This is a genomic window from Acuticoccus yangtzensis (assembly GCF_001927245.1).
In the GTDB taxonomy this organism is placed as follows: Bacteria; Pseudomonadota; Alphaproteobacteria; order Rhizobiales; family Amorphaceae; genus Acuticoccus; species Acuticoccus yangtzensis.
The window spans coordinates 539669-566125 of the sequence record NZ_MJUX01000001.1; the positions used below are offsets into that span (position 1 = coordinate 539669).

Here is a 26457-nt window from a genome sequence, read left to right on the forward strand (position 1 = left end):
GGTGGCGGCCGTCCGCCCGCACCCATAGCCGCCCGGCGGGCGGTTGCACAATCCGTCCCGGTGAGGCCGGCCCCTTCGCGCCTCAGTCCTTCGGCTGGCGAAGCTGCCGGTCGATGGCGAGAAGATGCGCCTTGTCGAGCATGAAGTCGGACTGCCGCCAGACCTTTTCCAGATGGGCGAGGCGCTCTCCAAGCTCGGGGCCGGGCGCCCCTCCCTGCTCCAAGAGGTCGGTGCCCGACACGGGGAGGCGCGGCCGGCGCCATTGGCGTGCGGCGGTGACGAGGTGCGGAAGGTCGATGATGTCGGCCCCGCGCGCCGCCCCCACCAGAAGACCGTCGACGAAGGCCTCTGTGCCGTGCTCGTAGAGAAGGGCGTGGGTCTGAGGCACGGAAAGCGGCGGCATCCCGCGCGATGCGGCCATGGCGTCGAGCGCGCGGGCGCGGTCGCGGCGGGAGAATTTCAGCGCGTCGGCCGCGGACTGGAAGGCGGCCTCGTCGAAGTTCAGAAGGGCGGCGATGGCAAGTGCGGGTGTCGGCTCACGCCCCGCCCGGCGCTCCAGTCCGGCGAGGGCGCGGTAGGCGTCCACGTTGTAGGGGCCGGGGAGAAACCCGTCCAAGAAGCCTTCCGCGCCGATGAGGCCGAGAACGTTGCCGGCATTCTGCGCGACGACGATCCGCATCACCTCGTGGCAGATCCGCTCGGCGGCGAGGTCGGCGATGCGCGCCTTGTGGCGGCGCGTGGCGTCGAGGCCGGCCGGGTCCAGCGGACCGCGCCCATAGGCGGCGTTGAAGCGGAAGAAGCGCAGGATCCTGAGATGATCTTCGACGATGCGCTGGTCCGCGTCGCCGATGAACCGCACCCGGCGCGCCAGACAGTCGGCATATCCGCCCACGGTGTCGAGGCCGCGCCCATAGCGGTCGAGATAGAGGGCGTTCATGGTGAAGTCGCGCCGCTCGGCGTCGAGGCTCCAATCGCGGGTGAAGCGCACCGTGGCGCGGCGCCCGTCGGTGGAGACGTCCTCGCGCAGCGTCGTCACCTCGTAGGCGATTCGATCGGCGACGAGCGTGAGGGTTCCGTGTTCGATCCCCGTCTCGTGAACCCTGATGCCGGCCTTCTGTGCGGCGGCAGCCACCTCGTGCGGTTCGGCTTCGGTCGCAAGGTCGATGTCGCTGATCGCCTCGCCGAGGATCGCGTTGCGCACCGCCCCGCCGACGACACGGATCCGCCCGACCGGCTCGATGGCGTCGAAAACGGCGGTGAGGCCGGGAGACGACAGCCAGAAGGCGTTGACCATGAAGGCACTCGCCGACGGGGACGTGGTGCCGGTCATAACCGACGTCGCGGCAAGAGCTGGGGTCGAGGCCGTGTCATCAGGCGTTAAGGTCAATTCTCATAGCGGCCCGGTACTAGTTCGCCGTCGATATATTGTGCAGGAATGTAACGTCCCCCGGTCCCGTCGCCAATAACGGCGAAGTAAATAAATCCAGCAATGACAAATGCACCACCTGTGAGGATGAGGGCGAACATCGGCTTGCTGAGGTCCGCGACGGCGGCGCCCGTTGGGCCGCGGGTGGCGACACGATAGGCGAAGAAGGCGATGAACGGCATCGCGAACAGGATGAGCTGGGTGATGATGATGCGGATCATGGGCCGTAGAGTCGCTCGCTGACGAGTTTGAAGATCCCTGCCGTCACGCCCCATACGCGCCGTTCGCCGACCATGGTTTCGTAGAAGCGGCGGGGCCGCCCCTCTAGCATGACTTCGCGCTCTTCCCGGTGTGCCGTGTCCATCAGCCGCGCCCACGGGGCGAGGAAGATGGTGGCGACCTCGCCGGGATCGGGGGTGAGGGTGACGGGGGCCGTCAGACGGGCGAGCACGGGGACGACGCGGAACCCCGTTCGGGTGAGGTAGGCTTCGGTGAGGCCGAGGAGTTCGACCGCGCCCGGCGGCATCGCCACCTCTTCGTCGGCTTCCCTGAGGGCGGCCATGGCGGGGGTTTCGCCGGGCTCGATCTTGCCGCCGGGGAAGGCGATCTGCCCGGCGTGGGCGTTGAGGTGGGAGGCCCTCTCGGTGAGGACGACGCCGATTTCACCGCCGGGCATGCGGCCGAGGGCGATGAGAACGGCAGCATCGCGCGCAGGCGTGGCCGGACCGCGGTGCCACTCCGGATTGAGGATGTGATCGCCGAAGAGCGGGGCGTCCGCGGCGAGATAATCGCGCGCCGGACGCAGGCCGCGGGCGCGCTCCAGAAGGGTGACACCTGCGGGATCGGCGGTGTCGAACGGGGCGATGGTGAGGGCCCCCTCGCCGTTGCGCGCCGCCGGCCTCCGCTTGGCGCGGTTCAACGCCGTGGCCATGGCGCGGGCGGTCTCGTCGCCGGCCGTCGGACCGCCGCCGGCCGTCGCATCACGCGGGATGGTGCCGTCCTTCGCCGGATCGCCGGGCGCGTCGTTCTCCGGCCGCGCCGCGGCGCCGGTTTGTCGTCCCGCCGTCACCGGGCGGCCTGGGCGGTCTGGGCAGGTTCGGCGGCCGCGAGGGGGAAGCGGGCACCGTCGCTCCAGCAGGTGAGGCTGCCGTCGTCGCCCAGGGTGGCGAGCTCGGCAAGCTCCAGCGCGGCCGAGCGGGTGAGCCGCGCGTCGAGAAGTCCGCGGACGCGCACGTAGGGGATGAAGCCGTCGTTGGCGGTGTCGCGCCGGGCGGTGAGCGGGTGGTCGGGCCCTGCGGTGACGACGTCGCCGACATTGGTGCGCAGGGTGAGGCGCATTGCCTCGCCCTCCCCCTCGGCGGCGATCTCCACCGCCTGGAACGGTGCGTCCTCGACCTCGATGCCGACCTTCTCCACCGGCGTCACGAGCACGAATTCGCCGTCCGGCTCGCGCCGCAGGATGGTCGCGAAGAGCCGCACCAAGCGCTCTCGGCGGATCGGGGTGCCGTTATAGAACCACGTTCCGTCGGCGGCGATGCGCATGGGGATCGGGCCGCAATGGGCGGGGTTCCACTTGTCCACCGGCGCCGCTCCGCCGCCGAGTTCGGAGGCGCGGGCGATCAGTGCGGCAAGGGGGCTCACCGCGGCCGGATCGCCCGGTTCGCCGCGCGCTGAGGGGGCCTCATCGTCGAGCCTTTTGTCCACCGACCAAACCTTTCGTTGCAACCGGAGAGCGGATGAGCGAGTCTGCCACGAGATCTAAGGCACGCTGAGTGGATCGCCAAACCATGGACAAATGGTTAGGCGACGGCGGCCCGCGAGTTGCATTTACTGGCGGGATCGGGCCGCCTGCCACAAGCGGCGCACGAAGGGTGAAAAGCGTTATGAGCATGGACAATGTCCTCGAACGCGAGGATGGCTTCGACGAAGTGAAGGCCATCGAGGCCGCCGTCGACCGCCTCGGCTCCGCCAAAGCCGAGATCGAGCGGATCATCTTCGGACAGGGCGACGTCGTGGAACGGTCGCTGATCGCGGTGCTGTGCGGGGGGCATGCGCTCCTCGTAGGCGTGCCGGGCCTTGCGAAGACGCGTTTGGTCGCCACCCTCGGCACCGTCCTCGGCCTCAGCGAAAACCGCATCCAGTTCACGCCCGACCTGATGCCGTCCGACATTCTGGGCGCCGAGGTGCTGGAGCAGGCCGCCAGCGGTGAGCGCGCCTTCCGCTTCATCAAAGGCCCCGTCTTCGCCCAGCTTCTGATGGCGGACGAGATCAACCGTGCCTCGCCGCGCACCCAGTCGGCGCTGCTTCAGGCGATGCAGGAAGGCTTCGTCACCGTGGCGGGCGAAGCGCATGACCTGCCGACCCCGTTCCACGTTCTGGCCACCCAGAACCCGCTGGAGCAGGAAGGCACCTACCCCCTCCCCGAAGCCCAGCTCGACCGCTTCATCATGCAGGTCGACGTGGTCTATCCGGACCGCGAGGCCGAGCGGCGCATCCTCCTCGAAACCACGCTGACGAGCGATGCGACGCCGAACGCGGTGCTGTCGCGCGACGAGCTGATGGACATTCAAAAGCTCGTCCGCCGCATGCCGGTGGGCGAGAGCGTGGTGGACGCGATCCTCGACCTCGTCCGCTCCGCCCGCCCGCACGAGAATCCCGAGATCGAGGGTGTCGTCGCCTGGGGTCCGGGGCCGCGCGCTTCGCAGTCGTTGATGCTGGCGTGCCGCGCCCGCGCGCTCTTGCAGGGCCGTCTCGCCCCGTCGAAGGACGATATCGTGGCGCTGGCCGAGCCGGTGCTGCAGCACCGCATGGCGCTCAGCTACAGCGCCCGTGCCGATGGCAAGACCATCAAAGGCGTCATCGCCGAGCTGGCCGGCAAGCTCTGATGTTCGAGCGCTTCCGCGCCGACACACCGGAGGACGACGGCGCCGACACGATGATCGCCGCCAAGGCGGCGTCGGCGAACCTGCCCGACCTGTTGGTCGAGGCGAAGCGGATCGCCGGCACGGTGGCCGCCGGCTGGCACGGCCGCCGCCGGGCCGGCACCGGCGAGACCTTCTGGCAGTTCCGCCCGTTCGACTTCGGCGAGCCCGCCCGGCGGATCGACTGGCGCCGCTCCGCCCGCGACGACACTCTTCTCGTGCGCGAGCGCGAGTGGGAGGCCGCCCACACCATGCTCCTTTGGGTCGACCGCACCGCGTCCATGCGGGCGATGTCACGGCTGGCGCAGGGGTCGAAAGAGCAGCGCGGCGTGGTGCTTCTGCTGGCGCTGGCCGACCTCCTCGCCCGTGGCGGCGAACGGATCGGCCTCGTCGACGGTCCGCCGCCGACCGCCCGGCGCAACGCCGCCGACAAGATCGCCGAGGCGCTGGCCGAGACGGAGGCGACCACCACCTCACCGCCCGCGACCGCCAATTTGCGCCGCCACTGCGACGTGGTTCTGATCAGCGATTTCCTGGATCCGGTCGAGACCTGGGAGGATACCCTCGGCGCCTTGGCGGCGAGCGCGGCGCGAACCCATCTCGTGCAGATCCTGGACCCGGTGGAGGAGCGTTTTCCCTTCGGCGGGCGCAACCGCTTCGTCGATCCGGAATCAGGCGTCGCCTTCCTGGTGGGTAAGGCCGAGGCGTGGCGCACCGGCTATGTCGACGCGCTGGCCGCGCAGAAGGCGGCGCTGGCGACCGCGGCGCAGCGGCTCGGCACCTCGCTGATCGTGCATCACACGGACCGGCCCGCGGCTCCGGCGCTGCTCGCCTTGTCGGCCGGTCTCTCCGGCCATCTGGACCGCGCCGCTTGAGCCGCGCCGCCCCGCACGGCGCTCCGGCGCGGCGGGGACCGGCCTTCGCACCGCGTCCGCACTGCGCGGTGCGGACGGGGGGCGCAGGACGGGCCGCGGCGTCCAGCCTGGACTTGCTCCCGCAGCGGGTCGGGGTCGCCGCTTCCAACCAGGTGCGCAGCCCGGAGGATGGGCAGCGACGCCGCCCGGAACGCCTAGGCGAACGTCCGCCGCAGCGGCAAAGCGATGTCCGCCCGGAGCGGCATCGTCAACGCCGTTCGGGGTACAGCGGCGCACGTGGCACGGGGTGCATCGGCGCCCGCCGCCTGGGGTACAGCGGCCCGCGCGGCGTGGGGTGCATTCGCGCACGGCGCCTGGGGTGCAGCGGCGCACGCAGCCTGGGCTGCATCGGCGCACGCAGCCTGGGCTGCATCGGCGCCCGCCGCCGGGGATGTAGGGGCGCTCGCCAGCCGGAGCGCCGCCTGGAGCGCCGGGCGCTGCGGGAGAACGCCGCACGGCGAAGACGACGGTTGTGAGTATGATCCCGCCGGTCAGCGTTCGGCGAGGAGGACGGGAGACGAATGATGACCGCACTGGGGTTCGGCGCGCCGCTGGTTCTGTGGGCGCTCCTCCTTCTGCCGGTCCTGTGGTGGCTGATGCGTTCCACGCCGCCCAGACCGCGCGACATCACCTTCGCGCCGACGCGCCTTCTGATGACGCTCGCCAAGCGGGAGGAGACCCCGTCGCGCACGCCCTGGTGGCTGATGCTGCTGCGGTTGACGCTGGCGGCCGTCGTCATCATCGCCCTCGCCCAGCCCGTCCTGCGGCCGGACGCCGCGCCCGCCGCCGGTGACGGCCCGGCCCTCATCCTCGTCGACAACACCTACGGCGCCGCCGCCGACTGGCAGATCCGCCAGGACACCGCGCTCAGGCTGATCGACGAGGCGGAGGCGGCCAACCGCACCGTGATCCTCGCCGGGACCGCCGATGCCGCCGCCCCCCTCACCGGCCGCAGCCCGGCCGAGGCGCGCGACCTGTTGCGCTCGCTGGAGCCCGAACCGTGGCCGGCCGCGCGCGCCGCCTTCGCAGCCCGCCTCGGCGATATCGCCGCAGGCAGCGCCGCCTGGCTGAGCGACGGCCTCGCCACCGACGCAGACGCCGACTTCTGGACCGCGCTCGACACGAGCACCGACGGCCCCGTGCGCGTCTTCTCGCCCGAACCGGGTCAGATCGTCGGCATCGCCGGTGCCGCCCCCAGCGCCGACGGCATGGAGGTGACCCTCACCGCCGACGCTTATCCGGGCACCCTCCCCCGCACCGTGCGCGCGCTCGACCCGCGCGGCTTCGTCCTCGCGGAAGGGACCGCCACGTTCGCCCCCGGCGACACCACCGCCACCGCCGACCTCACACTGCCGACCGAGCTGCGCAACGACGCGCTGCGCGTCACCGTCGCGGGCGAGCGGAGCGCCGCTGCCGTGCGCCTGCTCGACGAGCGTTTCCGCCGCCGCACCGTCGGCCTCATTTCCGGCGGCGCGCTGGAGCAGGAACAGCCGCTTCTGTCGCCGCTGCATTATCTCAGCGCCGCCCTCGCCCCGTCCTCTGACGTGCGCGAGCCGACAGCGCTCGACCTCCCCGGCGCCATCGCCGAGCTGATCGACGCCGGCACCTCCGTCATCATCCTCGCCGACGTCGGCACCCTGCTGCCGGACACGCAGGACGCCCTCGCCCGCTGGATCAACGCCGGCGGCGTGCTCCTGCGCTTTGCCGGCCCGCGCACCTCGGACGGGACCGACGACCTCTTCCCCGTCCCGCTGCGGGCCGGTGCCCGCACCCTCGGCGGCACCTTGTCGTGGAGCGATCCGCAGCCGCTGTCCGACTTCTCCGACAACGGCCCCTTCGCCGACCTCGCCGTCCCGTCCGACGTCACCGTCACGCGCCAGCTCCTCGCCGAGCCGTCGCTGGCACTGACCGAGCGGACCTGGGCCTCGCTGGCGGACGGAACGCCCTTCGTCACCGGCCGCAATGTCGGCGGCGGGTGGATCGTCTTCTTCCACGTCACCGCCGATACGAGCTGGTCCTCTCTGCCGTTGTCGGGCAGCTTCGTCGAAATGCTGCGCCACGTCGTGCAGCTCTCCAGCGCGTCCGCCGACCGGAGCGGCGAGGACGGCCCTTCGCTGCCGCCTTACCGCGTGCTCGACGGGACCGGCCGCCTCGTCGCTCCGGGCCCCAACGTTCAGCCGGTGGCGGGCGAGGCGGTGCTGGGGCCGCGCACCCCGCCCGGCCTCTACGGGGCGGACGGCGCCTTCCGCGCGATCAATCTCCTGGACGATGGCGAGACTCTCGCCTCGCTTAACCCGGATGCGTTCGTCGGCGCCTCGCTTTCACGCTACACTTCGGATGGTCCGACCGAATTGAAAGGTCCGCTGATGACGTTGGCCGCCGCCCTCCTCCTCGCAGACGCGCTCGCCATCCTCCTTCTGATGGGCAGCTTCCGGCGCCGCGTCGTCGCCTCGCTGGCGGCGGGCCTCCTCGTCACCGCGGGCCTCGCCGTCACCGGCGCGCCGCCCGCCGCCGCCCAATCGTCCGGCGCCCAATCGTCCGGCGGGCCGGAGGCCGCGGACCCCGCCGCAGTCACCCGTTCGGCCGACATCGCCTTCGCCATGCGCGCATCGCTGCAGACCCGTCTCGCCTTCGTCTCCACCGGCAATGCGGATGTGGACCGGGTGTCGGAGGCCGGCCTCACCGGTCTCAGCCAGGCGCTGACCGCACGCACAGCGGTCGAACCGTCCGAGCCGATGAGCGTGAACGTCGAGACGGACGAGCTGGCCTTCTTCCCGCTCATCTACTGGCCGGTGACCGCGGATGCGCCGCGCCCGTCCGATGCCGCGATCGCCCGTGTCGACGCCTACATGAAGAACGGCGGCACCATCCTCTTCGACACGCGCGACCAGGCGGGCTCGCTCTCCGGCTCCACCACCACCGCCGCCACCATGGCGCTCCGCCGCATTCTCGACGGGCTGGACATCCCGCCGCTGGAGCCGGTCCCCGAAGACCACGTCCTCACCAAGACCTTCTACCTGCTCGACGCCTTCCCCGGCCGCTGGTCCGGCTCGCCGCTGTGGGTGGAGGCGAGTCTCGGTGAAAGCCGCGGCGACCGCCCGGCCCGCGCCGGTGACGGCGTGTCGCCCATCATCATCACCGCCAACGACCTCGCAGGCGCCTGGGCCGTGAGCCCGAACGGCGGCTTCCTTCTGCCCACCTCGCCGGCCGATCCCTATCAGCGTGAGCTCGCCTATCGGGCCGGCGTCAACATCGCCATCTACACGATGACGGGGAACTACAAGGCCGATCAGGTCCACATTCCGGCGCTTCTCGAGCGGCTCGGACAGTAGACGTATCAGGTATGACAGATTTCGAGTTCGCGTTTAGTCCTTACCTTCCCGTCTGGCTCATCGCGCTGTTCGCGGTGGTGGGGCTGGGGCTGGCCGGCTTCGGTCTCGCCCGCCGGGTCCGCGGGTCTACACTGCGCCTCGCCGCCGTGGCGCTGTTCGCCGTCGCCCTCCTCAACCCGGCTTTGCAGCGCGAGGTGCGCGAGCCCCTCTCCGGCATCGTCGCCGTGGTGGTGGACCGTTCGCAGAGCCAGCGCACCGCCGGCCGCGTGGAGGAGACCGACGCGATCGCCGCCGACGTCATCGCCCGGCTGGAGGCGACACCACAGCTCGAGGTGCGCACCCTCACCGTGGACCGTCCGCAGGCCGACCGTGACGGCACCGTCCTGTTCGAGCCGCTCGCCGACCTCCTCGGCGACGTTCCGCCGGACCGCATCGCCGGCGCCATCATCGTCACCGACGGTCAGGTCCACGATGCGCCGGCGAGCGCGCCCTTCAACGCCCCCGTCCACGCCCTCATCACCGGCAGCGAGGACGAGCGCGACCGCCGGGTCGAGATCGTCGCCGCACCCCGCTTCGGCCTCGTCGGATCGGAGCAGACGATCGTCGTCACCGTGCACGACGCCTCCGCCGAGGGCGCTGCGGTGGAGCTGAGCGTGCGCGCCGACGATCAGCTCACCGAGCAGCGCATCGCCACCATCGGCGAGCCGCTGGCAATCACCGTGGACATCGGCCACGGCGGCGACAATTTCTACGAGTTCGAGGTCGCGCCGGTCGACGGCGAGTTGACGACGGTGAACAACGCCGCCGTCGCCATCGTCGAAGGGGTGCGGGAGAACCTGCGCGTTCTGCTGGTCTCCGGCGAGCCGCACGCGGGCGAGCGCACCTGGCGCAACCTCTTGAAGTCCGACGCGTCGGTCGACCTCGTCCACTTCACCATCCTGCGCCCTCCGGAGAAGCAGGATGGCACGCCGATCAACGAGTTGTCGCTGATCGCCTTCCCGACCCGCGAACTGTTCAGCCAGAAGATCGACGAGTTCGACCTCATCGTCTTCGACCGCTACCACCGGCGCAACGTTCTGCCGGCGCTCTATTTCGACAACATCGCGCAGTACGTTCTCAACGGCGGCGCGGTGCTGGTGGCGGCCGGGCCGGACTATGCGGGAGCGCGCTCGATCTACCACACGCCGCTGGCGGCGACGCTTCCGGTCGCCCCGTCGGGCGGCATCCTTGAGCAGCCCTTCCGCCCCACCGTCTCGGCGCTCGGCAAGAGGCACCCGGTGACGCGCGACCTTCCCGGCAGCGAGGAGGACCCGCCCGCGTGGAGCGATTGGTTCCGCCTCGTCGAGGCCGTGCCCACCGCGGGCGAAACGGTGATGACCGGCGCCGGCGACAATCCCCTCCTCGTCCTCTCGCGCGAGGGTGAGGGGCGCGTCGCCACCATGCTGTCCGATCACATCTGGCTGTGGGCGCGCGGGTTCGACGGGGGCGGCCCGCACGTGCCCTTGATGCGCCGCCTGTCCCACTGGCTGATGAAGGAGCCGGAGCTGGAGGAAGAAGCCCTGCGCCTCATCACCGGCAACGGTGCGCTGGTGATCCAGCGGCAGACGCTGGCCGACAGCGCCGCCCCGGTGACGCTCACCACCCCGTCCGGCGAAACCCAGGAGCTGACCCTGGAGGAGGCCGAGCCCGGCCTGTGGCGCGCCACGGTGGACACGCCCGACATGGGCCTTTACCGCGCGACCGACGGTGTACTGACCGCCCTCGGCCACGTCGGCCCGGCCAACCCGCTGGAGGCGCGTGACCTCACCTCCACGACCGAGAAGCTGCAGCCGGTCGCCGACGCCACCCGCGGCTCTGTCCGGCGCGTCGAGACGGCGGACGCGGCGCCGCGCATTCTGATGCGACCGGACGGCCGCTCGACCAGCGGCGGCGACTGGATCGGCCTGAAGCGCTCCGAAGCCAGCGAGCTGACCGGAGTCGAGCGGGTGCCCCTCTTCGCCGGACTTCTCGGCCTTGCAATTTTGCTCTCCGCGCTCTCCTCAACGTGGTGGCGTGAGGGGCGTTGACAACGCTAAGCCCCCAAATCGCAACCCGAAATAGCGATGCCCCGCCCCTTGCGCGGGGCATCCGCTTTTAGGCCTCGCCATGCCTGAACGCCGCGCCATATGCCACGAGGCCGCGGGTCGCGGCTATAGGCATCGCTTGGAGATCCCGCGTGAGTTATAAGCCGGACGGCCATACCAGCCTCGCCCCGTTCCTCATCGTCCGATCCGTCGAAGAGACCCTCTCCTTCTTGGAGATCGTGTTCGGCGCCCAGCGTTTGCAGGTGAAGATCGGCTGCGACGGGTCGGTCAGGCACGCCGAGGCGATGGTGGACGATACCGTCTTGATGATCGGCGAGATGGCCGAGCCCGTGCCCGCCCATGTTCATATCTATGTGCCCGATGTCGACCGCGCGTATGCGCGCGCGCTGGAGATGGGGTGCATCAGGGTCCTCGCCCCGACCGAGCCGATCTGCGGCGACAGGCGCAGCGGCGTGCGCGACAAGGACGGGATCACCTGGTGGCTCGTCACGCAGCAGCGGGCCGCCTGAGGGTCCCGCGGGCCTCGCCACGGCCCCGTGTCCGCCGGCATCCTCCGCACGCGCCGGCCTCGGCCGCGGCGCGCACCGCATCCCTCGCCGCGCGGTCGCCCCGGCTCAGAGGCCGACGAGAACGCTGAACCCGCCGGGAAGCTTGGTATCGTCGCGCGTGCGGCCGAGGAGGCGCAGGATGCGGCTCTGGTTCTGCGTCCCCACCGCCAGACCCGCGGGTGTCGACAGAAGCGCGCGCACCGCAACGTCCGCCGGGTTGCCGTTGCCGTCCTCCAGCACGAGGTCGAACGCCTCGCCGTCCTCAGTGCGCCACACCTGGGCGCCGCCGACGATCGCGTCCGCACCGTTCTCGATCGCCTGGAAGGCCTCCCACTGGTGGGTGCCGACATAAAGCGCGCCGTCGTGCACGCCGAGCGCGGCGACCGATGCGTTGAAGAAATCGTCGAAGCCCGGCCCCATCAGCGAGGTCGGCACCTTCAGCCCCTGGGGCGAGAAGCGAGGGCGCCCGGCGATCAGCTCCCACGCGCCGCCCGCGTCCACGCGCATCAGCTCGGCCGATGCGGGGCCGACATTGCGCACCCTGTCGCTGCCGTTGTCCGGCACGCCGCTGCCGACATAAAGGGCCCCGGCGAACTCGGCCATCGCGGTGACGGTGAGGTTCTGGTTGTAGGCCGCGCCGCCATCGGTCACGATCCTGTCCCAGGTGAAGGGGGCCTCGCCGGCGCCATCGCTGGCCCAGAGCTGGAAGCCGCGGGCGGCGTTGAACGTCCCCGCATAGAGCTTGCCGTGGGCGCAGCACAGGGCGCTGACGGCAAGGTTGGCGGCGTCACCGAAGCCGGCCGGTGCCGCCTCCTCCCACACCATCGCGGCCGGGTCGGCGGACACGTAGAGCCGCGCGGCCGGCGGCACTTCGCGGTCGAGCGCATCGTCGGTGACGGTGCCCGCGGGCGCGGCGAAGAGGCGGCCCCCGAACGCGGTCAGACTGCGCAGGGCGAAGACGGAGCCATCACCCATGCCGGGCGCGCAGACGGGCTCGAAGGTCGTGCCATCGGTCGAGCGCAGGATCAGCGCCCCGTCGCGCGACATCGTTCCGGCATAGAGTGCCGGGGCCGGGTCGGACGGGCCTTGGAACACGGTGAGCGACGCGTAGCCGACCTCACGCGGGACGAGGCCGCCTGCGCCGGCCTGGCGGGTCAGCGTGGCGAGCGCGCCACCGCCCAGCGCCGACAGTTGCACGTCGGGCGCATTGGTGCGGGCGCTTGCCGGGACAAGCGGCGCCTCGAATGCGGTCGTCCATGTTTCGTCTGCGAAATCGTAGCGCATGATGCGCGGCGCCTGGGCGGCGGTGCGCGCCACCGGCGATCCCGTGCCGACGTAGAGCGCGCCGTTGAAGAGCGCCATGGCGTAGGCGCTGGTGGCGCCCGGCCGCTCCAGCCCGCCGCTGGCGATCGCGCTGAACAGCGCCCCGTCGAACAACTCGTCCATCATTGGTAACCGAACGCCGTGGCGAGCTTGCGGGTGCGCGGTCCGAACAGGCTGCCGTCCTCACGCCAGGACAGCGGATCGTCGAGCGTCGGCAGTTTCATGCGCTTCAGCCGTTCCTGGTCGATGGACGGACCGTCGAGGAAGTTGGGGTCGTTGCCGAGCGGTGCCCCTTTCGGCCCGCGGCAGGCGTAGGGCGAGTTCTCCGGGTGCATCATCTCAGCCATCGCGGCGGGCGAGGCGTCGATGTCGAGCCATTCGCAGATCTGCGGCAGGTAGAGGTCGAGGTTGGCGAGCAGCGTCTCGCCCTGGATGCGCATCGTCTGGCCGAGGGGAAGGTCTTCGGTCGCCGCCAGAATCAGCTCGTGGCAGCGGTCCCACATGTTCTCGGGGTCGGAGGCCTTGCCGCGCGCCACGAGCTGAAGCTGCTCGTAACGGTTGCGCAGGCCGATGATGGACTCGCCGTTCGCGTGGGGATGGCGCGTCAGATGCAGGAGGTTCGCATCCGGAAACGCGGCGAGGAGGCGCGCCAGAGACTCCGGCCGCGACACGATGCTGGGGCTCTTCTCGACCAGGATCTTCGGCCCGACGCATTCCTGGATGTGAGCCACCAGCGTGGGGATGTCCCAATGCAAATGGGCGGTGATGAAACTGCGCGCGCGCAGCACCGTGTCCTCGGTCTGCACACCGTCATGAAGCTGTGCGATGGCACGCAGCAGACCGTCGCGAAAGATCGGCAGGGACATCGGGCCGTGCCACAGGGATTGAAGATCGTCCGCCAGGAAGAGGTTCAGCTCGGGCAGGCCGTAACACTCGGGGTGTTGTCCCAATATCCCGCATACGATAGACGAAAAGGACCGCGGCGGGCACAGGATGAACAGGGGTTCTGGCATTGCCTCGCTTCAACTCCGGTCCGCGCTTCAACTCTTGCCGGCACCGGCCGCGTGCCGCGTCGTCCCTCTTGGCACGCACGTTGTAGCACTGCAACTGAACCCTTGTTGACCCATATGTGCAGTGCGCGATGAATCAATGTTCTCATACTGGGAATGGACGTTCCGGTGTGATGAGTAACCGAAACGGCCGTCCGAATTTCAGTGAATGCGGTGCGGTGCGCTGGTGCGGCCGCTGTGCGGGGATGACATCCAGACCATGAATCTCACCAACTTCTTGTGCGTTCTGCTTCTTGTCGTCGTGGGTGGCATGATCGCGCTGGCTCAGCCCAGCCGCGCGGCGCCGGTGTCCCAGTCGGAGACGATCCGCACGCCGGATGGGCGGCGGACTTATTACATGGTGCGCCCGGCCCGCACCGTGCCGAACGGCACCACCTATCCCATCGTGGTGATGTTGCATGGCGGCTACGGCAACGGGAAGAACATGGCCAACGCCACGGGCATCGAAAGCTACGTGGCGGAGAGCGGCTTCATCGCCGTGTTCCCCAACGCCTCGCGCAATCATTGGAACGACGGGCGCAGCACCACCGCCGACGGGCCGGACGATGTGGCCTTCATCTCGCGCGTGGTCGCCGACGTTGCGGAGAGGTTCGGCGGCGATCCCGCGCGCGCCTTCGTGGCCGGCATGTCGAACGGCGGCATGCTCACCCACCGCCTCGCCTGCGAAGCGCCGAACGCCTTCCGCGCCTTCGCCACGGTGACGGCGAACATCCCCGAGGATCTCTACAGCGCGTGCACGCCGACCGTTCCGGTGCCGATCGTCATGTTCGCCGGCACCGACGACGAGTTGATGCCCTATAATGGCGGTGCAATCCCGCGCTCGCGCCTGTTCGGCGGCAAGGGCGGCAACGTCATCTCCGCCGCGGCGACGTTCGAGGTCTATCGCACGCTGGACGGCTGCAGCGGGCAGACCTCGTCCGCGCTTCCCGATACAGAGAACGACGGCACCACCGTCACCCGGATCACGGGCACGGGCTGCAGCGACGAGCTGGCGGTGGAGCTCTACCGCATCGACGGCGGCGGCCACACCTGGCCCGGAAGCGAGGGGCGGCGCGGCCCGCTGGCCCGGCGCATGCTCGGTCAGACCTCCTACGACATCGAGGCGACCGACATCATCGTAGATTTCTTCCGCAACTACGGCCTGTGACGATGGACAGCCGAAGCCGTCCGATTTTCGTGCTCGGCGTTCCGTCGACGGCGATGGCGGTGGCGAGCGCGATGATCGGCGCGAACCCGGGCGTGTTCGGCGTGCCGGACCTCAACATCTTCGCCGAGGACCGTCTGGAGACGGCGTTCAGCGAGATGCAGCGCCTCGGCCCGGCCCATGCGGACGGGCTGTTGCGCACGGTCGCCCTGCTCTATGCGGGCGACCAGTCCATCGAGGCGCTGCAGATGGCGAAACGCTGGGTCTTCCGGCGCTATTTCTGGCCGTCGGAGATGGTGTTCGCCGAGCTGTGCGCCCGCGTCGCGCCGCGCCGACTGGTCGACCGCAGCCGCGTCTATGGTGTGCGCGCGGCGGCGGTGGAGCGCATCCGCGCCGCCTATCCCGAGGCGGATTTCGTCCACCTCGTCAGCCATCCGCTGCGGGCGGCCCAGAACCCGTTCGCGCGGCGGCCTAAGCGGGACGATCCGCCGCCTGTTCCGGGTGCCGCCTGGGCCGAGGGGAACGCGGCCATCCTCGCATCGCTGAAGGATGTGGCGCCGGCGCATGTGGCGACGGTGCGCCTGGAGGACATCGCCGCGACGCCCGAGACGGCGCTCGCCGAGGTGTCGGCCCGTCTCGGCCTGCGGGCGGACGGCGCAGCGGTCGCGGCGATGATGCGGCCCGAAGACGGCCCCTTCGCGCGGCCCGGCCCCGCGGGCGGCGCCTTCGGAGACGACCGCGCCTTCCTGCGTGACCCGGCCGCCGCGCACCGCGACTTCACCGCCGCGATGACGGCCCCCCTTCCCGACGAAGCGGTGACGCCGGACGTTGCGGACCTCGCCGCACGCTTCGGCTACACGGTCCGGGCCGAGGCGCCCGCAACCCCCGCCGCCCCCGCGCCCACCGACGCCTGAGCCCCAGTCGGGGCCGTCGCCGCCCCCGCCGCTGTGTGGCAAAGGCGCTCTGACACACACGCGATCCGTCGTCGCGCGGGCGGCCCGGCTGGGCGGGGCGCCCGCGCGGGGGCGCGGCCTCACACGTCGGCGCGGCGCCTTTCCGGCATGCTCGCGCGGGACGAGCGGCGGCTCTTCTGCTCCGGCTTCGTCGCCTGGGAGAAGCCGAGGCCGAGGATGAAGGCGAACATCACCGTGATCGCCGGGATCTGAAGGCTGAAGTCGAACAGCGAGTGAACGCCGGCGGCCAGCGCGCAGCCTGCCGCCGCCAGCGGCACCACGCGGCCCCGCCGCTCGGTCGCAGCGCTCGCCACGATGCGCACCACCACGAGCAAGATCCCTGTGAACAGCGCCAGAGCGGCGGGAAGGCCGAGCTCGAAGATCAGCTCCAGATAGGTGTTGTGCGCCCGGTCCCAGTCGAACCGGCCGGCCGCTTCGGGAACGTAGACGCGGAACATGTCCCAATAGGCGCCGAGGCCGTGCCCGATGAGCGGCTTGTCGGCGATCCCCTCGATCGTCGCCATGTAGATGACGCTGCGCATGTCGTCCCCGGGCGTCGTCGCCATCAGACGGTCGAGCACACCCGCCGCGCTGATGGTGAAGACGAAGACGGCGAGCACCACCACCAGGATCGCCGCCGGGATGGCGCGTCCGCGGTCACCCTTGGAGGTGGCGGTGAGGGCGAAGACGAAGGCCGAGCCAAAGACACCCGCCAGCGCACCGCCGCGCGACTGCGAGCCGAGCAGCGCCACCGCGCAGATGGCAAAGCCGAGGCCGAAGAGCCAGCCGCGCGCGATGAGCTGCTCCAGGAAGTTGCGCAGCGCCTTCGACTGGCTGGGAACGGCTTTGCCGGCCATCGCGTCGGTCAAGAGGACGAGATTGATGATCACCCCGAAGGCGGCATAGGTGCCGAAGGAGTTGCGGTTGATGAAGGTGCCGGTGAGAGTGCCGCCGAGGCCGGCGTCTTCACCGAGGACCGGGTTGACCCCCGTCGTCGCCGCGAACAGGGCGAAGGCGCACATAAGCGTGATTCCGGCGGCTGCCGCCATCAACATCATGCGGCCGCGGGCTGTGTCGCGCCCGGCCTGCACCGCCAGCCAGAAGACGGCGACGTAGCACGTCATCCGCAGCGCCGTGTGGTGCCCGTCGATCGGGTCGGCGCTGATGGTTCCGGGCATGTCCACCGTGCTCCACACCGGGTGAATGAGGTCCGGCGCCGGCAGCGACAACAGCGCGGCGATCTGCCCGGCGATCGCCTGAGCGGCGGCCGAGAGGGCGGGAATGGTTTGCACGAAACCCCAGCCGATGGCCGCCATCACCAGGATGGCCGACGGCCACAGCTTGGCCGAGCGGATGGAAGGCTTCCACAGCTCGATCAGGATACCGATCGAGAAAAGAGCGAAGGTGACCATGGAAAGACCGACCCAGCTCACGGGCCGGTTGGACCCCAGCGGGATCGCGGACGCCAGGGTGACGGCGAGCATCACCCAACCCAGGATGCCCATTCCCCTCGCGGTAACAGTGCCGCTCATATGCAATTATCCAATTCGACTTTAATTCATCAGTCTTTGTAGCCATGGACCGATGCCACAATCCATGCCCACCATCCGATTGTGGCAAAATATCTGCCGACGCGCGCGGGGGCGATCTGCGCCACGGATTCCCCGTTTCCGGGGGATATGCCGCGAAAGCCACTCCCATCACAGGGGGAAGACCAGCGGGATCGTAAACACCACGGCGAGACCGACGATCACGTTCATCGGAACGCCGATCCGCAGGAAATCGGCAAAGCGATAGTTGCCGGCGCCGTAGACCAGGGTGTTGGTTTGATAGCCGATCGGGGTGGCGAAGCTGGCCGATGCGCCCATCATCACGGCAACCACCATCGGCCGCGGGTCCACTCCGGTCTCGGCTGCGAGACCGATCGCGAGCGGCGTCATCACCACGGCGACCGCGTTGTTGGTCACCGTCTCGGTCAGCACGGAGGTGACGATGTAGACGGCGGCGAGCATGACGATCGGCGGCAACCCGCCGATCACGGGTCCCAGCGCGCCGACGAGGAGCGACACGGCGCCCGTCTCCTGCAGCCCCGCCCCGACGATGAGCATCGAGAAGATGAGGACGAGGATGCCGGCGTCGATGGAGCCCCACGCCTCGTCGTTGTCGATGCAGCGCAGGAGAAGGATCGCGGCCACCGCCACCATGGAGGCGATGCTGATCGGCGCCATGCCGAAGGTCGACAGAGCGACCACCGCCAAGAGCGCGCCGAGGGCGAGCGGCGCCTTGCGCCTTTTGTAGGCGCGCCCGCCCGTTTCGCTGATGGCGGCGATCTCGCGCGCTTCCCTCAATGCGGCGACGCCCTCTTCCGTGCCCTCCAGCAGCAGCCGGTCCGCCGGGCGCAGGAGCACGCCCGACAGGCTGGGCCCCAGCCGCTGACCGTGCCGATGCACGCCGAGCACGCGAACCCCATAGCGCCGGCCGACGGCGATCTGCGTCAGCCGCACGCCCTGGCTGCGGCGCGACAGGGTGACCAGCGCCTCGGCCACGGTCAACGTCTCACCCTTGCGGGTCTGCGGACCCGTCCTGAGGCCGACGCTGAGCCCGTTGATGTCCCGCAGCGTGAGAAGCTCGGACGTCGTCACCTCGGCCACGAGGCGGTCCCCCGCCTCCAGCACGCGCTCGGCCACGTTGCCGCGGGTGACGTTCGCGCCCTCCAGCACGCCGAGAATGCGGATCCCCTCGCGCTGGAACGCGCCGACCTCGCCGATCGGCCGGCCGAGGGAGTCGAAGTCGGCCCCGGCACGGATTTCGGTGAGGTAGGCGGGCTCGGCTTTTTCTTCGGCCTGGCCCCTCTCGTGCCGGTCCGGCAGCAGGCGCGGGCCGAGGAGCAGCAGCGTCGCGATGCCGACGGCTGCGGCGACGATGCCCACAGGCGCGATCTCGAAGATGCCGAAGGGTGCGAGGCCGTTCGACTGGGCCACACCGTCGACAAGGAGGTTGGTGGAGGTGCCGATCAGCGTCCACGTCCCGCCAAGCACGGCGACATAGGACAGCGGGATCAGGAATTTGGTGGCCGCGAGCCCAAGCCTGCCGGCCAGCCGGACGACGACCGGGATGAGGATGATGACGACGGGCGTATTGTTCATCAACCCCGACGCGGTGACCGTCGCGAGGAGGAAGGCGCCGGTGGTGAGGAGCGGCCGCCTTTCCGCGCCCTTGATGACGAGTTGGGCGAAGGCGTCGAGCAGGCCGGTGCGCACCAGCGCGCCGCTGATGACGAACATCGCCGCGATGGTGATCGGCGCCGGGTTGGAGAAGACCCCCAGCGCCTTGTCCGCGGGGACGAGGCCGAGGACGACGAAGAGCGCCGCACCGGCGGCGGCGATGACGTCCGGTGGCCACCGCTCGGAGATGAAGGCGGCGAAGAGAAGAACCAGCAGCGCGAGGGCGATGAGGGCCTGATGGTCGGCGATGAAGGCGGGAACGTCCATGAAGACGCCTTGAAGAGAACGCGAAGGGCGTGACGGGCCGGACGCATGAGCCGCCCCGGCCTGTGACGGTCTCGTGCGATGTAGAGCGCGGCGGCCCGCTGTCACCGGCCGACCGCCCTGGACCGACGATCGAGCCGAGCCTCACGGCCGGCCAGCGGGACGCGGCTACGGTCTCACCGCCGGCCCGCGGGCGCAATCGTGCGCGGCCCGCTTGCCGGTTGGCGCGGCGCCGAAGACGTTTTCCGTCGCGGGTCAGGCATCCCTCGGTGGCGCTTATGCGGGCTTTCGGCCTGTCCTAAAGAGGCCGCACAGTCCGGCCCCACGCGCAGGAGAGACCCCTTTGGCCAAAGCCATCCACTCCATGATCCGCGTCCTCGACGAGGCGCGTTCGGTTTCATTCTACGACGAGGCCTTCGGCCTGAAGATCGCCGACCGCCTCGACTTCGACACCTTCACCCTGGTCTACCTCTCCAACCCGGAAGCCGATTTCGAGCTGGAATTGACGATCAACAAAGGCCGGACCGAGCCCTACGACCTCGGCGACGGCTACGGCCACCTCGCCTTCGCGGTGGACGACCTCACCGCGGAGCATGAACGGTTCGCCGCCGCCGGGTTCGCCCCGCGTCCGATGGTCGACTTCGCGCCGGGCGGCGAGGTGATCGCGCGCTTCTTCTTCGTGGCCGATCCGGACGGCTACCAGATCGAAGTGCTGCAACGCGGCGGCCGCTACAGGTAAGGCGGCGGGCGGTTGAGGACGGACGCGCGAGGGCAGTGGTGCCCCCTGGAATCGTGTGTCACTACACCTATACTTTAGCGGCCCCCTGACCGGGGGCCCCTGCCTGCCACCACGGAGCCACCATGCCGCCAGCCTTGTTCACCCCCGGCCAGATGGGGGCGCTGACCCTCGCCAACCGCATCGTCATCGCCCCCATGTGCCAATATTCGGCCGTCGACGGGCAGTTGACCGACTGGCACCTGATGCACCTCGGCCAGCTCGCCATGTCGGGAGCCGGGCTCCTCATCATCGAGGCGTCGGCGGTGGAGCCTGAGGGGCGCATCACCTACGCCGATGCCGGGTTGTGGGACGACGCCACCGAGGCCGCCATGGGCCGCGTCCTCGAAGGCGTGCGCCGCTGGTCCGACATGCCGCTGATGATCCAGCTCGGCCACGCCGGGCGCAAGGCGTCGACCGACGTGCCGTGGAAGGGACGCAGCCAATTCGGCCCGGACCACGCGAACGGGTGGCAGACCGTCGCCCCGTCGCCCACCCCGCACGGCGCCGCCGAAATTCCCCCCGCTGCGCTGGATGCGGCCGGGCTCGCCCGCGTGCGGGACGCCTTCGCCGCCGCAGCCCGCCGCGCGGTGCGCCTCGGCTTCGACGGGGTGCAGGTGCACGCCGCCCACGGCTACCTGCTGCATCAATTCCTCTCGCCGCTGTCCAACACCCGGACCGACGCCTATGGCGGCAGCCTCGAGAACCGGATGCGCTTCCCGTTGGAGGTGTTCGACGCGGTGCGCGAGGCGGTTCCGGCCGGCATCCCCGTCAGCGTGCGCATCTCCGGCTCGGACTTCGTGGAAGGCGGCTGGGACATTGCGGGCTCGGTGGAGTTCTCCAAGGCGCTCCAGGCGCGCGGCTGCGATGTGATGGACGTGTCGGGCGGCGGCAACAGCCCTCACCAGGTGATCCCGCTGGGGCCGAGCTACCAGGTGCCGTTCGCAAGGGCGGTGCGCCAGGCGGTCGACATCCCGGTGATCACCGCGGGACTGATCACCGACTATGAGCAGGCCGACGCCATTGTCGGCACAGGGGACGCCGACTACGTGGCGCTCGCCCGGGCGATGCTCTACGACCCGCGGTGGCCCTGGCATGCGGCCGCCCATCTCGGCGCGACGGTGACGGCGCCGAAGCAATATCTGCGCTCGCAGCCCCGCCGTTACAAAGACCTGTTGCAAGCACCCGGCGCCACCTCCGGCGCGTGACAGCCGACGATCGCGCGGGCTTTCGACGTCCGCGCGGTTTTGGACGCGGCGCCGGGGTGATCACCCCGAGGCACCGTCGCGCGGGCGGCCGGGCTCCACGCCGCCTGACGCGGTTTTTTCAACCGAAGGCTTGTGCGGCGAGCGCGAAGGTCTGCGCGCCGCGCCCCTGCCCGACGACCCGGTTATGCAGCACCGCGCCGGGACGGATCATCGCAATTCCGCCCGCACCTTCGACGAGGCCGCACGACGACAGCCAGTCGGCCAAGGCCTCGTCGCGCGTGTCGATGCGCACGAATGCGCGCGGGGTGCGTGCGACGTGGGCGGCGATCAGGCGCTTGGCGGCCTGGAGATGAGGTGCGACCACCGGGCCGATCACCACCCCATCCCCGAAGGGACGCCGAATGGCGAAGCCGGTGACGAAGGGATCGCGCAGCAGCATCGCCTCCCCGTTCGCCACGAGCGCCTGCAGCAGCCGGGTGCGATCAGCCCCGAAGGCCGCCTTGTCGAGGCCGAGGATGGCGGGCGTCTCACCCTCCATCGCCAGCACGACACCGTTGCGCGGGCCCAAGCCGCCGGCGTCCGGCCAGCCTTCCATCTGGTAGACCCTGCCGGCCGGCTCGAAGCCGAGGCTCTGGTAGAGGGGCACGGCGGACGCGGTGGAGACCAGCCGCAACTGGCGCTCGGGCGCCTGGGCGAGGACCTCGGTCATCAGTGAGCGGCCGAGCCCGTGGCGCCGCGCGTCCTTGGCGACCAGGACCATGGCGACGGCCCCGTCCACCTCGCCATAGGGGATGAAGACCGCCGTGCCGCGCAGATCGTCACCCTCGCGCAGGGCGACGCCGCGGCCGATGCGAAGCATCAGCGCCCAGTCCGCGATGGTGTGGGGCCATCCCTCGGCCTGCGACAATGATACGGCCGCGCCGAGTTGAGGTTCGTCCAAGAACGCCAAGGTCGCCGTCATGAGCTGGACCCGAAATGGTTGGACAATCAATTTATTACGAGTATGCAACCGCCATGCAACTCTCCCGCGAAGCGGCGGGCCGGGTCAAGCCTCGCCGCGGTGATGATCGTCCTCAATCCGCCTGCGGCACGACGGTCGGGGCGGGTGCAAAGGGGACCGGAGTCATCAGCGCATTGCGCTGCGAGACGAGATAGCCCGCCTCGCGGCTCAGTTTGAGGTAGGCCTGCCACTCCGGATCGGCCGCGAGCGCATTGCGCTTGGCCTCGCGGTCCCCCGCGTTCTCGTACACCCAAATGTGAACGTAGGAATTGGGGTCGCCAGTTTCCGTCGCCGCGTAGAGCAAGGGCAAGCCGAGATGGCGCGACTGCGCCGTGTAGCCGTGCTCCTCATAAAGCTTCAGATGCAGCTTGATGGTGCCGGGGCGGCAGACATAGGTGCGGTGGTCGATCAGCATGCGAAACCTTCGGCGGCTCGAGGAAAAGCCGGGGACCGCGATGCCCCCGGATGTCGTTGCGGAAGGATTAGACCAACATCAGCGCCGCGGACACGAAAATGAGGGCGCGGCCCCGGCCGGGCGGCGGGGCGGTCAGCCCTTGCGCGCCTCCGCGTCGCGGATGATGCGCCACACGCGTTCGGCCGTGGCCGGCATCGGCACGTTGCGCACGCCGAGCGGCGACAGCGCGTCCACCACCGCGTTGATGATCGTCGGCGGGGCGGAGATGCAGCCCGCCTGCCCCACGCCCTTGGCGCCGAGGAGGTTCGCCTCCGTCGGCACCCCGCGGAAGGCGACCTCGAAGGCGGGCAGGTCCTCCGCGCGCGGCAGCCAATAATCCATCAGGCTGCCGGACAGGAGCTGCCCGCCCGCATCATAGACCACGTCTTCGCCGAGCGCCTGGCCGATGCCCTGGGCGACACCGCCGTGAACCTGACCCTCGACCAGCACCGGGTTCTGCAACCGCCCATAATCGTCCACCGCGACATAGCGCAGGAGGGAGACGCGGCCCGTCGCCGGGTCCACCTCCACCTCGGCCATGTGGCAGCCGCCGGGGAAGGTGATCGGCGCATTCTCCCGGCGCACCAGCGTGTCGAGGCCGCCCTTCGGGCCGATGTCCTTGCCGCGCGCCGCTGCCGCCACCTCGACGAGGGGGATCGACCGGCCGGGATCGCCGCCGACCATGAAGCGACCGTCCGCATAGGTGACGTCGGCCGCCTCCGCCTGCAGCAGTTGGGCGGCGACGGGGGTCGCGGTGTCGATGAGCTTCTCGATGGCCAAAGCGAGGGTGCCGCCGCCCATGTGCAGCGAGCGGGCGCCGCCGTGGCCGTTGCCCATCGCCGTCACCCGCGTGTCGGCCTGGCGGTAGCGGAAGGCGTCCATCGGCAGGCCCAGGCGCCGGGCGGCGATCTGGGTGAAGACGGTCTCGTGCCCCTGGCCGTTGCTCTCGGTGCCGGTGATGATCTCGATCTTGCCGTCGGCGGCGAAGCGCAGGCCCGCCTCCTCCGTCGGCGCCCCGCGCGCGCTTTCGATGAAGCAGGCGACGCCGAGCCCGCGCATCATCCCCGCCTCCGCGGAGGCCGCGCGCCGCTCGGCGAACCCCGCATAGTCGGCGGCGGTGGCGGCCACGTCGATCGCTGCGCGGAAGGCGCCGCAGTCGACCACCGCCCCCAGCGCCTTCTTGTAGGGGAAGACCTCGACGACGTTGCGCCGCCTCAGATCTACGGGGTCGAAGCCGCACGCGCGCGCCGCCGCGTCCACCAGGCGCTCGATGATGAAGTTCGCTTCCGGCTTGCCCGCACCGCGATAAGCGTCGATCGGCGCCGTGTTGGTGAAGGCGCCGCGCGTTTTCATGGCGATGAAGGGAATGTCGTAGACGCCGCCCATCGTGGTCGACGGCGAGGTCGTCGACGAGCCGGGCCCGAGCGTCGACACATAGGCGCCCATGTCGGCGACGATGTCGACGTCGAGGGCGAGGAAGTTGCCCGCCTCGTCGAGCGCCAGACGGGCGGTGACCTCCTGCGCCCTGGCGTGGACCGCCCCGGCCAGATCGTCGGCCATGGTGGAGACCCAGCGAACGGGGCGGTGGGTGAGCTTGGCCGCCCACAGCACCATCGCGTGCTCGGGGAACGGGAAGTTCTTCAGCCCGAAACCGCCGCCGACATCGAGCGCGTAGACGTCGAGCTTCTCGGGCGCGATCTTCAGCACCGACGTCGCCAGCGTGTTGCGGATGCCGTGGACGCCCTGCCCGGTCACCTCCAGGCTGAGGTGGCCGGTGACCGGGTCCGTCTCGGCGATCGCCGCGCGCGGCTCCATCGGCACGGCGGCGACGCGGTTGTTGGTGAGGTCGAGGCTGACCGTGTGGGCCGCCCGCTCGAAGGCATTCTCCACCGGGCCGCGCTCGCCCTTCTCGAAGGTGAAGGCGAGGTTGCCGGGCGCCTCGTCCCAGATCTGCGGTGCGCCAGGTGCCAACGCCGCCTTGGGGCCGGTGATGGCGGGAAGGTCCTCATAGTCGACCTCGACCGCCTCGGCTCCGTCCACCGCCGCCTGATGCGTCTCGGCCACCACGAAGGCCACCGCCTCGCCCACATGGCGCACCCTGTGGCGGGCGAGGATGTAGCGCGGCGGGTCGATCAGCGGCGTCGTCGTCGGAAGCGCCGTCATCTCGCACGGGATGGGGCCGAGCCGCTCGATGCCGAGATCGGCCGCGGTATAGACGGCGACGACGCCCGGAACCTCGGCCGCGGCCCACGTGGAGATCGAGCGGATCTGCGCGTGGGCGTGGGGCGAACGCACGATGACCATGTGAAGCTCGCCCGGCCGGTGATGATCGGCGGTGTAGCGCCCCTCGCCGCGCACGAAACGCTCGTCCTCGAGCCGCGGCATCACCTCGCCGCTCGTGCCGTCATAGAGTGCCATGGGGGTCGCTCCGTCATCATCCGTTTCGCGCGGGGGGCCGTGTCCGAGCTTCGCCGGACAGGCCCGCCCGTGCGTTGCATCACCGCGGCCATGCGGCAAGACCCATGCCTAGCATGGCCCAAGTCTGGCAGGATGGACCATCGGAAAAGACCTCGCGAGGATCTGCCATGCTGCCCACCGGATTCACGGACCGGCCGTCCCGCCCGTCCTACGATGTCGTCATCGTCGGCGGGGCGATGCACGGCTCGGCGGCCGCGTGGTTCCTGACCGAGCATCCGGGCTTTTCCGGCAGCGTCCTCGTCGTCGAGCGCGACCCGAGCTACGCGAAGGCGGCCACCGCGCTCTCCAACAGCTGCATCCGCCAGCAATATTCGGATGCGATCAATGTCCGCTGCTCGCAGTTCGGCGCGGAGTTCGTGCGCAATTTCCGCGCCCGGCTCGGCGGCGGGGACGAGGTGCCGGAGCTGCGGCTGGACGAAATCGGCTACCTCTATTTGGCTGACAATCCCGCTTTCGCCGCCGCGCTGCAGGCCAACCAGGCCATGCAGGCGGCCGAGGGAGCGGGCACCACCATCCTCACGCCGGACGAGATCGCCGCGCGCTTCCCCTTCTACGTGCTTGACGACATCCTCTGCGGCAGCTTCAACGCGCGCGACGAAGGCTATTTCGACGGGTACGACCTGTTCGCCGGCCTCGCCCGCTCGGCCCGTTCGCGCGGCGTGCAATACGTTGCCGATATGGTGGTGGGGATGCGCCTGTCGCCGGAGGGCCGCCGGGTCGAGGCGGTGCGCCTCGCGTCGGGCGAGGAGATCGCGTGCGGCATCGTCGTCAACGCGTCCGGCACGCGGGGCGGCGCAACGGCGGCGATGGCCGGGATCGCCGCGCCGATCGAGGCGCGCAAGCGGCTGAGCTACATCTTCACCGCCGAGCGGCCGCTGGACCGGCCCTTGCCGCTCACCATCGACCCGTCGGGCATCCACGTGCGCCAGAATGGGCCGGGGAGCTACCTCGCAGGCGGGCATCCGGCCGAGGATCCCGCCGTCGATCCCGACGATTTCACCATGGATCACGACTTCTGGGAGGAGAGCGTGTGGCCGACCCTGGCCGGGCGCATCCCTCAGTTCGAGGCGATCAAGCTGACCCACTCCTGGCCGGGCCACTACGAATATAACGCCTTCGACCATAACGGCATTCTGGGGCCGCACGACGAGGTGACGAACTTCTTCTTCCAGTGCGGATTTTCCGGCCACGGCCTGCAGCATGGCCCGGCCATGGGACGCGGCACGGCCGAGCTGATCGCCACCGGCCGGTTCGAGACGCTGGACCTCTCGCCCTTCTCCCATGCCCGCATCGCCAAGGGCGAGCCCTTCGTCGAGCGCGCGATCATCTGACGCCGCGC

General features: G+C 70.2%; 21 protein-coding genes. 10 read left to right on the forward strand and 11 right to left on the reverse strand.

What is annotated here, in order from left to right:
- Positions 1–82 precede the first annotated feature (82 nt).
- The 4 genes from BIX52_RS02385 to BIX52_RS02400 are packed head-to-tail and all read right to left on the reverse strand — an operon-like array spanning position 83 to position 3130.
- A complete protein-coding gene (locus BIX52_RS02385) occupies positions 83–1330 on the reverse strand; it encodes a CCA tRNA nucleotidyltransferase (protein WP_083659954.1) in 1248 nt (415 codons plus the stop codon).
- Between the two features lie 53 nt (positions 1331–1383).
- A complete protein-coding gene (locus BIX52_RS02390) occupies positions 1384–1647 on the reverse strand; it encodes a DUF6111 family protein (RefSeq protein WP_075219378.1) in 264 nt (87 codons plus the stop codon).
- Entirely contained in the window at positions 1644–2495 is an 852-nt protein-coding gene (locus BIX52_RS02395; protein ID WP_075219379.1) for an NUDIX hydrolase, read from the reverse strand. Before BIX52_RS02395 ends, BIX52_RS02390 begins: the two co-directional genes overlap by 4 nt.
- Positions 2492–3130: a DUF1285 domain-containing protein gene (locus tag BIX52_RS02400; protein ID WP_075219380.1), complete on the reverse strand. Its 639-nt coding sequence runs from the start codon at positions 3128–3130 to the stop codon at positions 2492–2494. The genes BIX52_RS02395 and BIX52_RS02400 overlap by 4 nt, the downstream gene beginning before the upstream one ends.
- Before the next feature lie 185 nt (positions 3131–3315).
- On the opposite strand from BIX52_RS02400, the gene BIX52_RS02405 reads away from it, so the two are divergent.
- From BIX52_RS02405 to BIX52_RS02425, 5 genes are all read left to right on the forward strand, one after another.
- The gene (locus BIX52_RS02405) at positions 3316–4311 is read left to right on the forward strand and encodes an AAA family ATPase (protein ID WP_075220117.1); all 996 of its coding nucleotides are present in this window, start codon (positions 3316–3318) and stop codon (positions 4309–4311) included.
- A complete protein-coding gene (locus tag BIX52_RS02410) occupies positions 4311–5222 on the forward strand; it encodes a DUF58 domain-containing protein (RefSeq protein WP_075219381.1) in 912 nt (303 codons plus the stop codon). The genes BIX52_RS02405 and BIX52_RS02410 overlap by 1 nt, the downstream gene beginning before the upstream one ends.
- 560 nt (positions 5223–5782) lie before the next feature.
- Positions 5783–8593, forward strand: a complete 2811-nt coding sequence (locus BIX52_RS02415; protein ID WP_075219382.1) for a DUF4159 domain-containing protein — start codon at positions 5783–5785, stop codon at positions 8591–8593.
- Positions 8594–8604: 11 nt separating this feature from the next.
- On the forward strand, positions 8605–10659 hold the full coding sequence (locus BIX52_RS02420) for a hypothetical protein (protein WP_075219383.1): 2055 nt from the start codon (positions 8605–8607) through the stop codon (positions 10657–10659).
- A 149-nt stretch (positions 10660–10808) separates the two neighbouring features.
- A complete protein-coding gene (locus BIX52_RS02425; protein ID WP_075219384.1) occupies positions 10809–11186 on the forward strand; it encodes a VOC family protein in 378 nt (125 codons plus the stop codon).
- A 105-nt stretch (positions 11187–11291) separates the two neighbouring features.
- Here the strand turns inward: BIX52_RS02425 and BIX52_RS02430 are convergent, their stop codons facing one another.
- Both BIX52_RS02430 and BIX52_RS02435 read right to left on the reverse strand, forming a co-directional pair.
- Positions 11292–12674: a hypothetical protein gene (locus tag BIX52_RS02430; RefSeq protein WP_139312693.1), complete on the reverse strand. Its 1383-nt coding sequence runs from the start codon at positions 12672–12674 to the stop codon at positions 11292–11294.
- A complete protein-coding gene (locus BIX52_RS02435) occupies positions 12671–13561 on the reverse strand; it encodes a sulfotransferase family protein (RefSeq protein ID WP_075219386.1) in 891 nt (296 codons plus the stop codon). The genes BIX52_RS02430 and BIX52_RS02435 overlap by 4 nt, the downstream gene beginning before the upstream one ends.
- Before the next feature lie 256 nt (positions 13562–13817).
- On the opposite strand from BIX52_RS02435, the gene BIX52_RS02440 reads away from it, so the two are divergent.
- Together BIX52_RS02440 and BIX52_RS02445 are read left to right on the forward strand one after the other, a co-directional pair.
- On the forward strand, positions 13818–14765 hold the full coding sequence (locus BIX52_RS02440) for a CE1 family esterase (RefSeq protein ID WP_157956185.1): 948 nt from the start codon (positions 13818–13820) through the stop codon (positions 14763–14765).
- 2 nt (positions 14766–14767) lie between these two features.
- Positions 14768–15676, forward strand: coding sequence for a sulfotransferase (locus tag BIX52_RS02445; protein ID WP_075219388.1), 909 nt, complete (start codon positions 14768–14770; stop codon positions 15674–15676).
- A gap of 119 nt (positions 15677–15795) precedes the next feature.
- Here BIX52_RS02445 and BIX52_RS02450 read toward each other — a convergent pair whose 3' ends face one another.
- Positions 15796–17247, reverse strand: coding sequence for an O-antigen ligase family protein (locus BIX52_RS02450; RefSeq protein WP_083659957.1), 1452 nt, complete (start codon positions 17245–17247; stop codon positions 15796–15798).
- Positions 17248–17415: 168 nt separating this feature from the next.
- Complete coding sequence (locus tag BIX52_RS02455; RefSeq protein WP_075219390.1) at positions 17416–19206, reverse strand: SLC13 family permease; 1791 nt, start codon at positions 19204–19206, stop codon at positions 17416–17418.
- A 340-nt stretch (positions 19207–19546) separates the two neighbouring features.
- Between BIX52_RS02455 and BIX52_RS02460 the strand changes: the two genes are divergently transcribed.
- Both BIX52_RS02460 and BIX52_RS02465 read left to right on the forward strand, forming a co-directional pair.
- Positions 19547–19942, forward strand: a complete 396-nt coding sequence (locus tag BIX52_RS02460; protein ID WP_075219391.1) for a VOC family protein — start codon at positions 19547–19549, stop codon at positions 19940–19942.
- A gap of 122 nt (positions 19943–20064) precedes the next feature.
- Positions 20065–21186, forward strand: coding sequence for an NADH:flavin oxidoreductase/NADH oxidase (locus tag BIX52_RS02465; RefSeq protein WP_075219392.1), 1122 nt, complete (start codon positions 20065–20067; stop codon positions 21184–21186).
- Between the two features lie 118 nt (positions 21187–21304).
- Here the strand turns inward: BIX52_RS02465 and BIX52_RS02470 are convergent, their stop codons facing one another.
- The 3 genes from BIX52_RS02470 to BIX52_RS02480 form a co-directional block, all read right to left on the reverse strand.
- Entirely contained in the window at positions 21305–22135 is an 831-nt protein-coding gene (locus BIX52_RS02470) for a GNAT family N-acetyltransferase (protein ID WP_170126389.1), read from the reverse strand.
- A 124-nt stretch (positions 22136–22259) separates the two neighbouring features.
- Positions 22260–22601, reverse strand: coding sequence for an NIPSNAP family protein (locus BIX52_RS02475; protein WP_075219394.1), 342 nt, complete (start codon positions 22599–22601; stop codon positions 22260–22262).
- A gap of 132 nt (positions 22602–22733) precedes the next feature.
- Positions 22734–25058, reverse strand: a complete 2325-nt coding sequence (locus BIX52_RS02480; protein WP_075219395.1) for a xanthine dehydrogenase family protein molybdopterin-binding subunit — start codon at positions 25056–25058, stop codon at positions 22734–22736.
- Between the two features lie 167 nt (positions 25059–25225).
- Between BIX52_RS02480 and BIX52_RS02485 the strand changes: the two genes are divergently transcribed.
- Positions 25226–26449 (forward strand): NAD(P)/FAD-dependent oxidoreductase, encoded by a 1224-nt coding sequence (locus tag BIX52_RS02485; RefSeq protein WP_075219396.1) that lies wholly within the window; start codon positions 25226–25228, stop codon positions 26447–26449.
- Positions 26450–26457 lie beyond the last annotated feature (8 nt).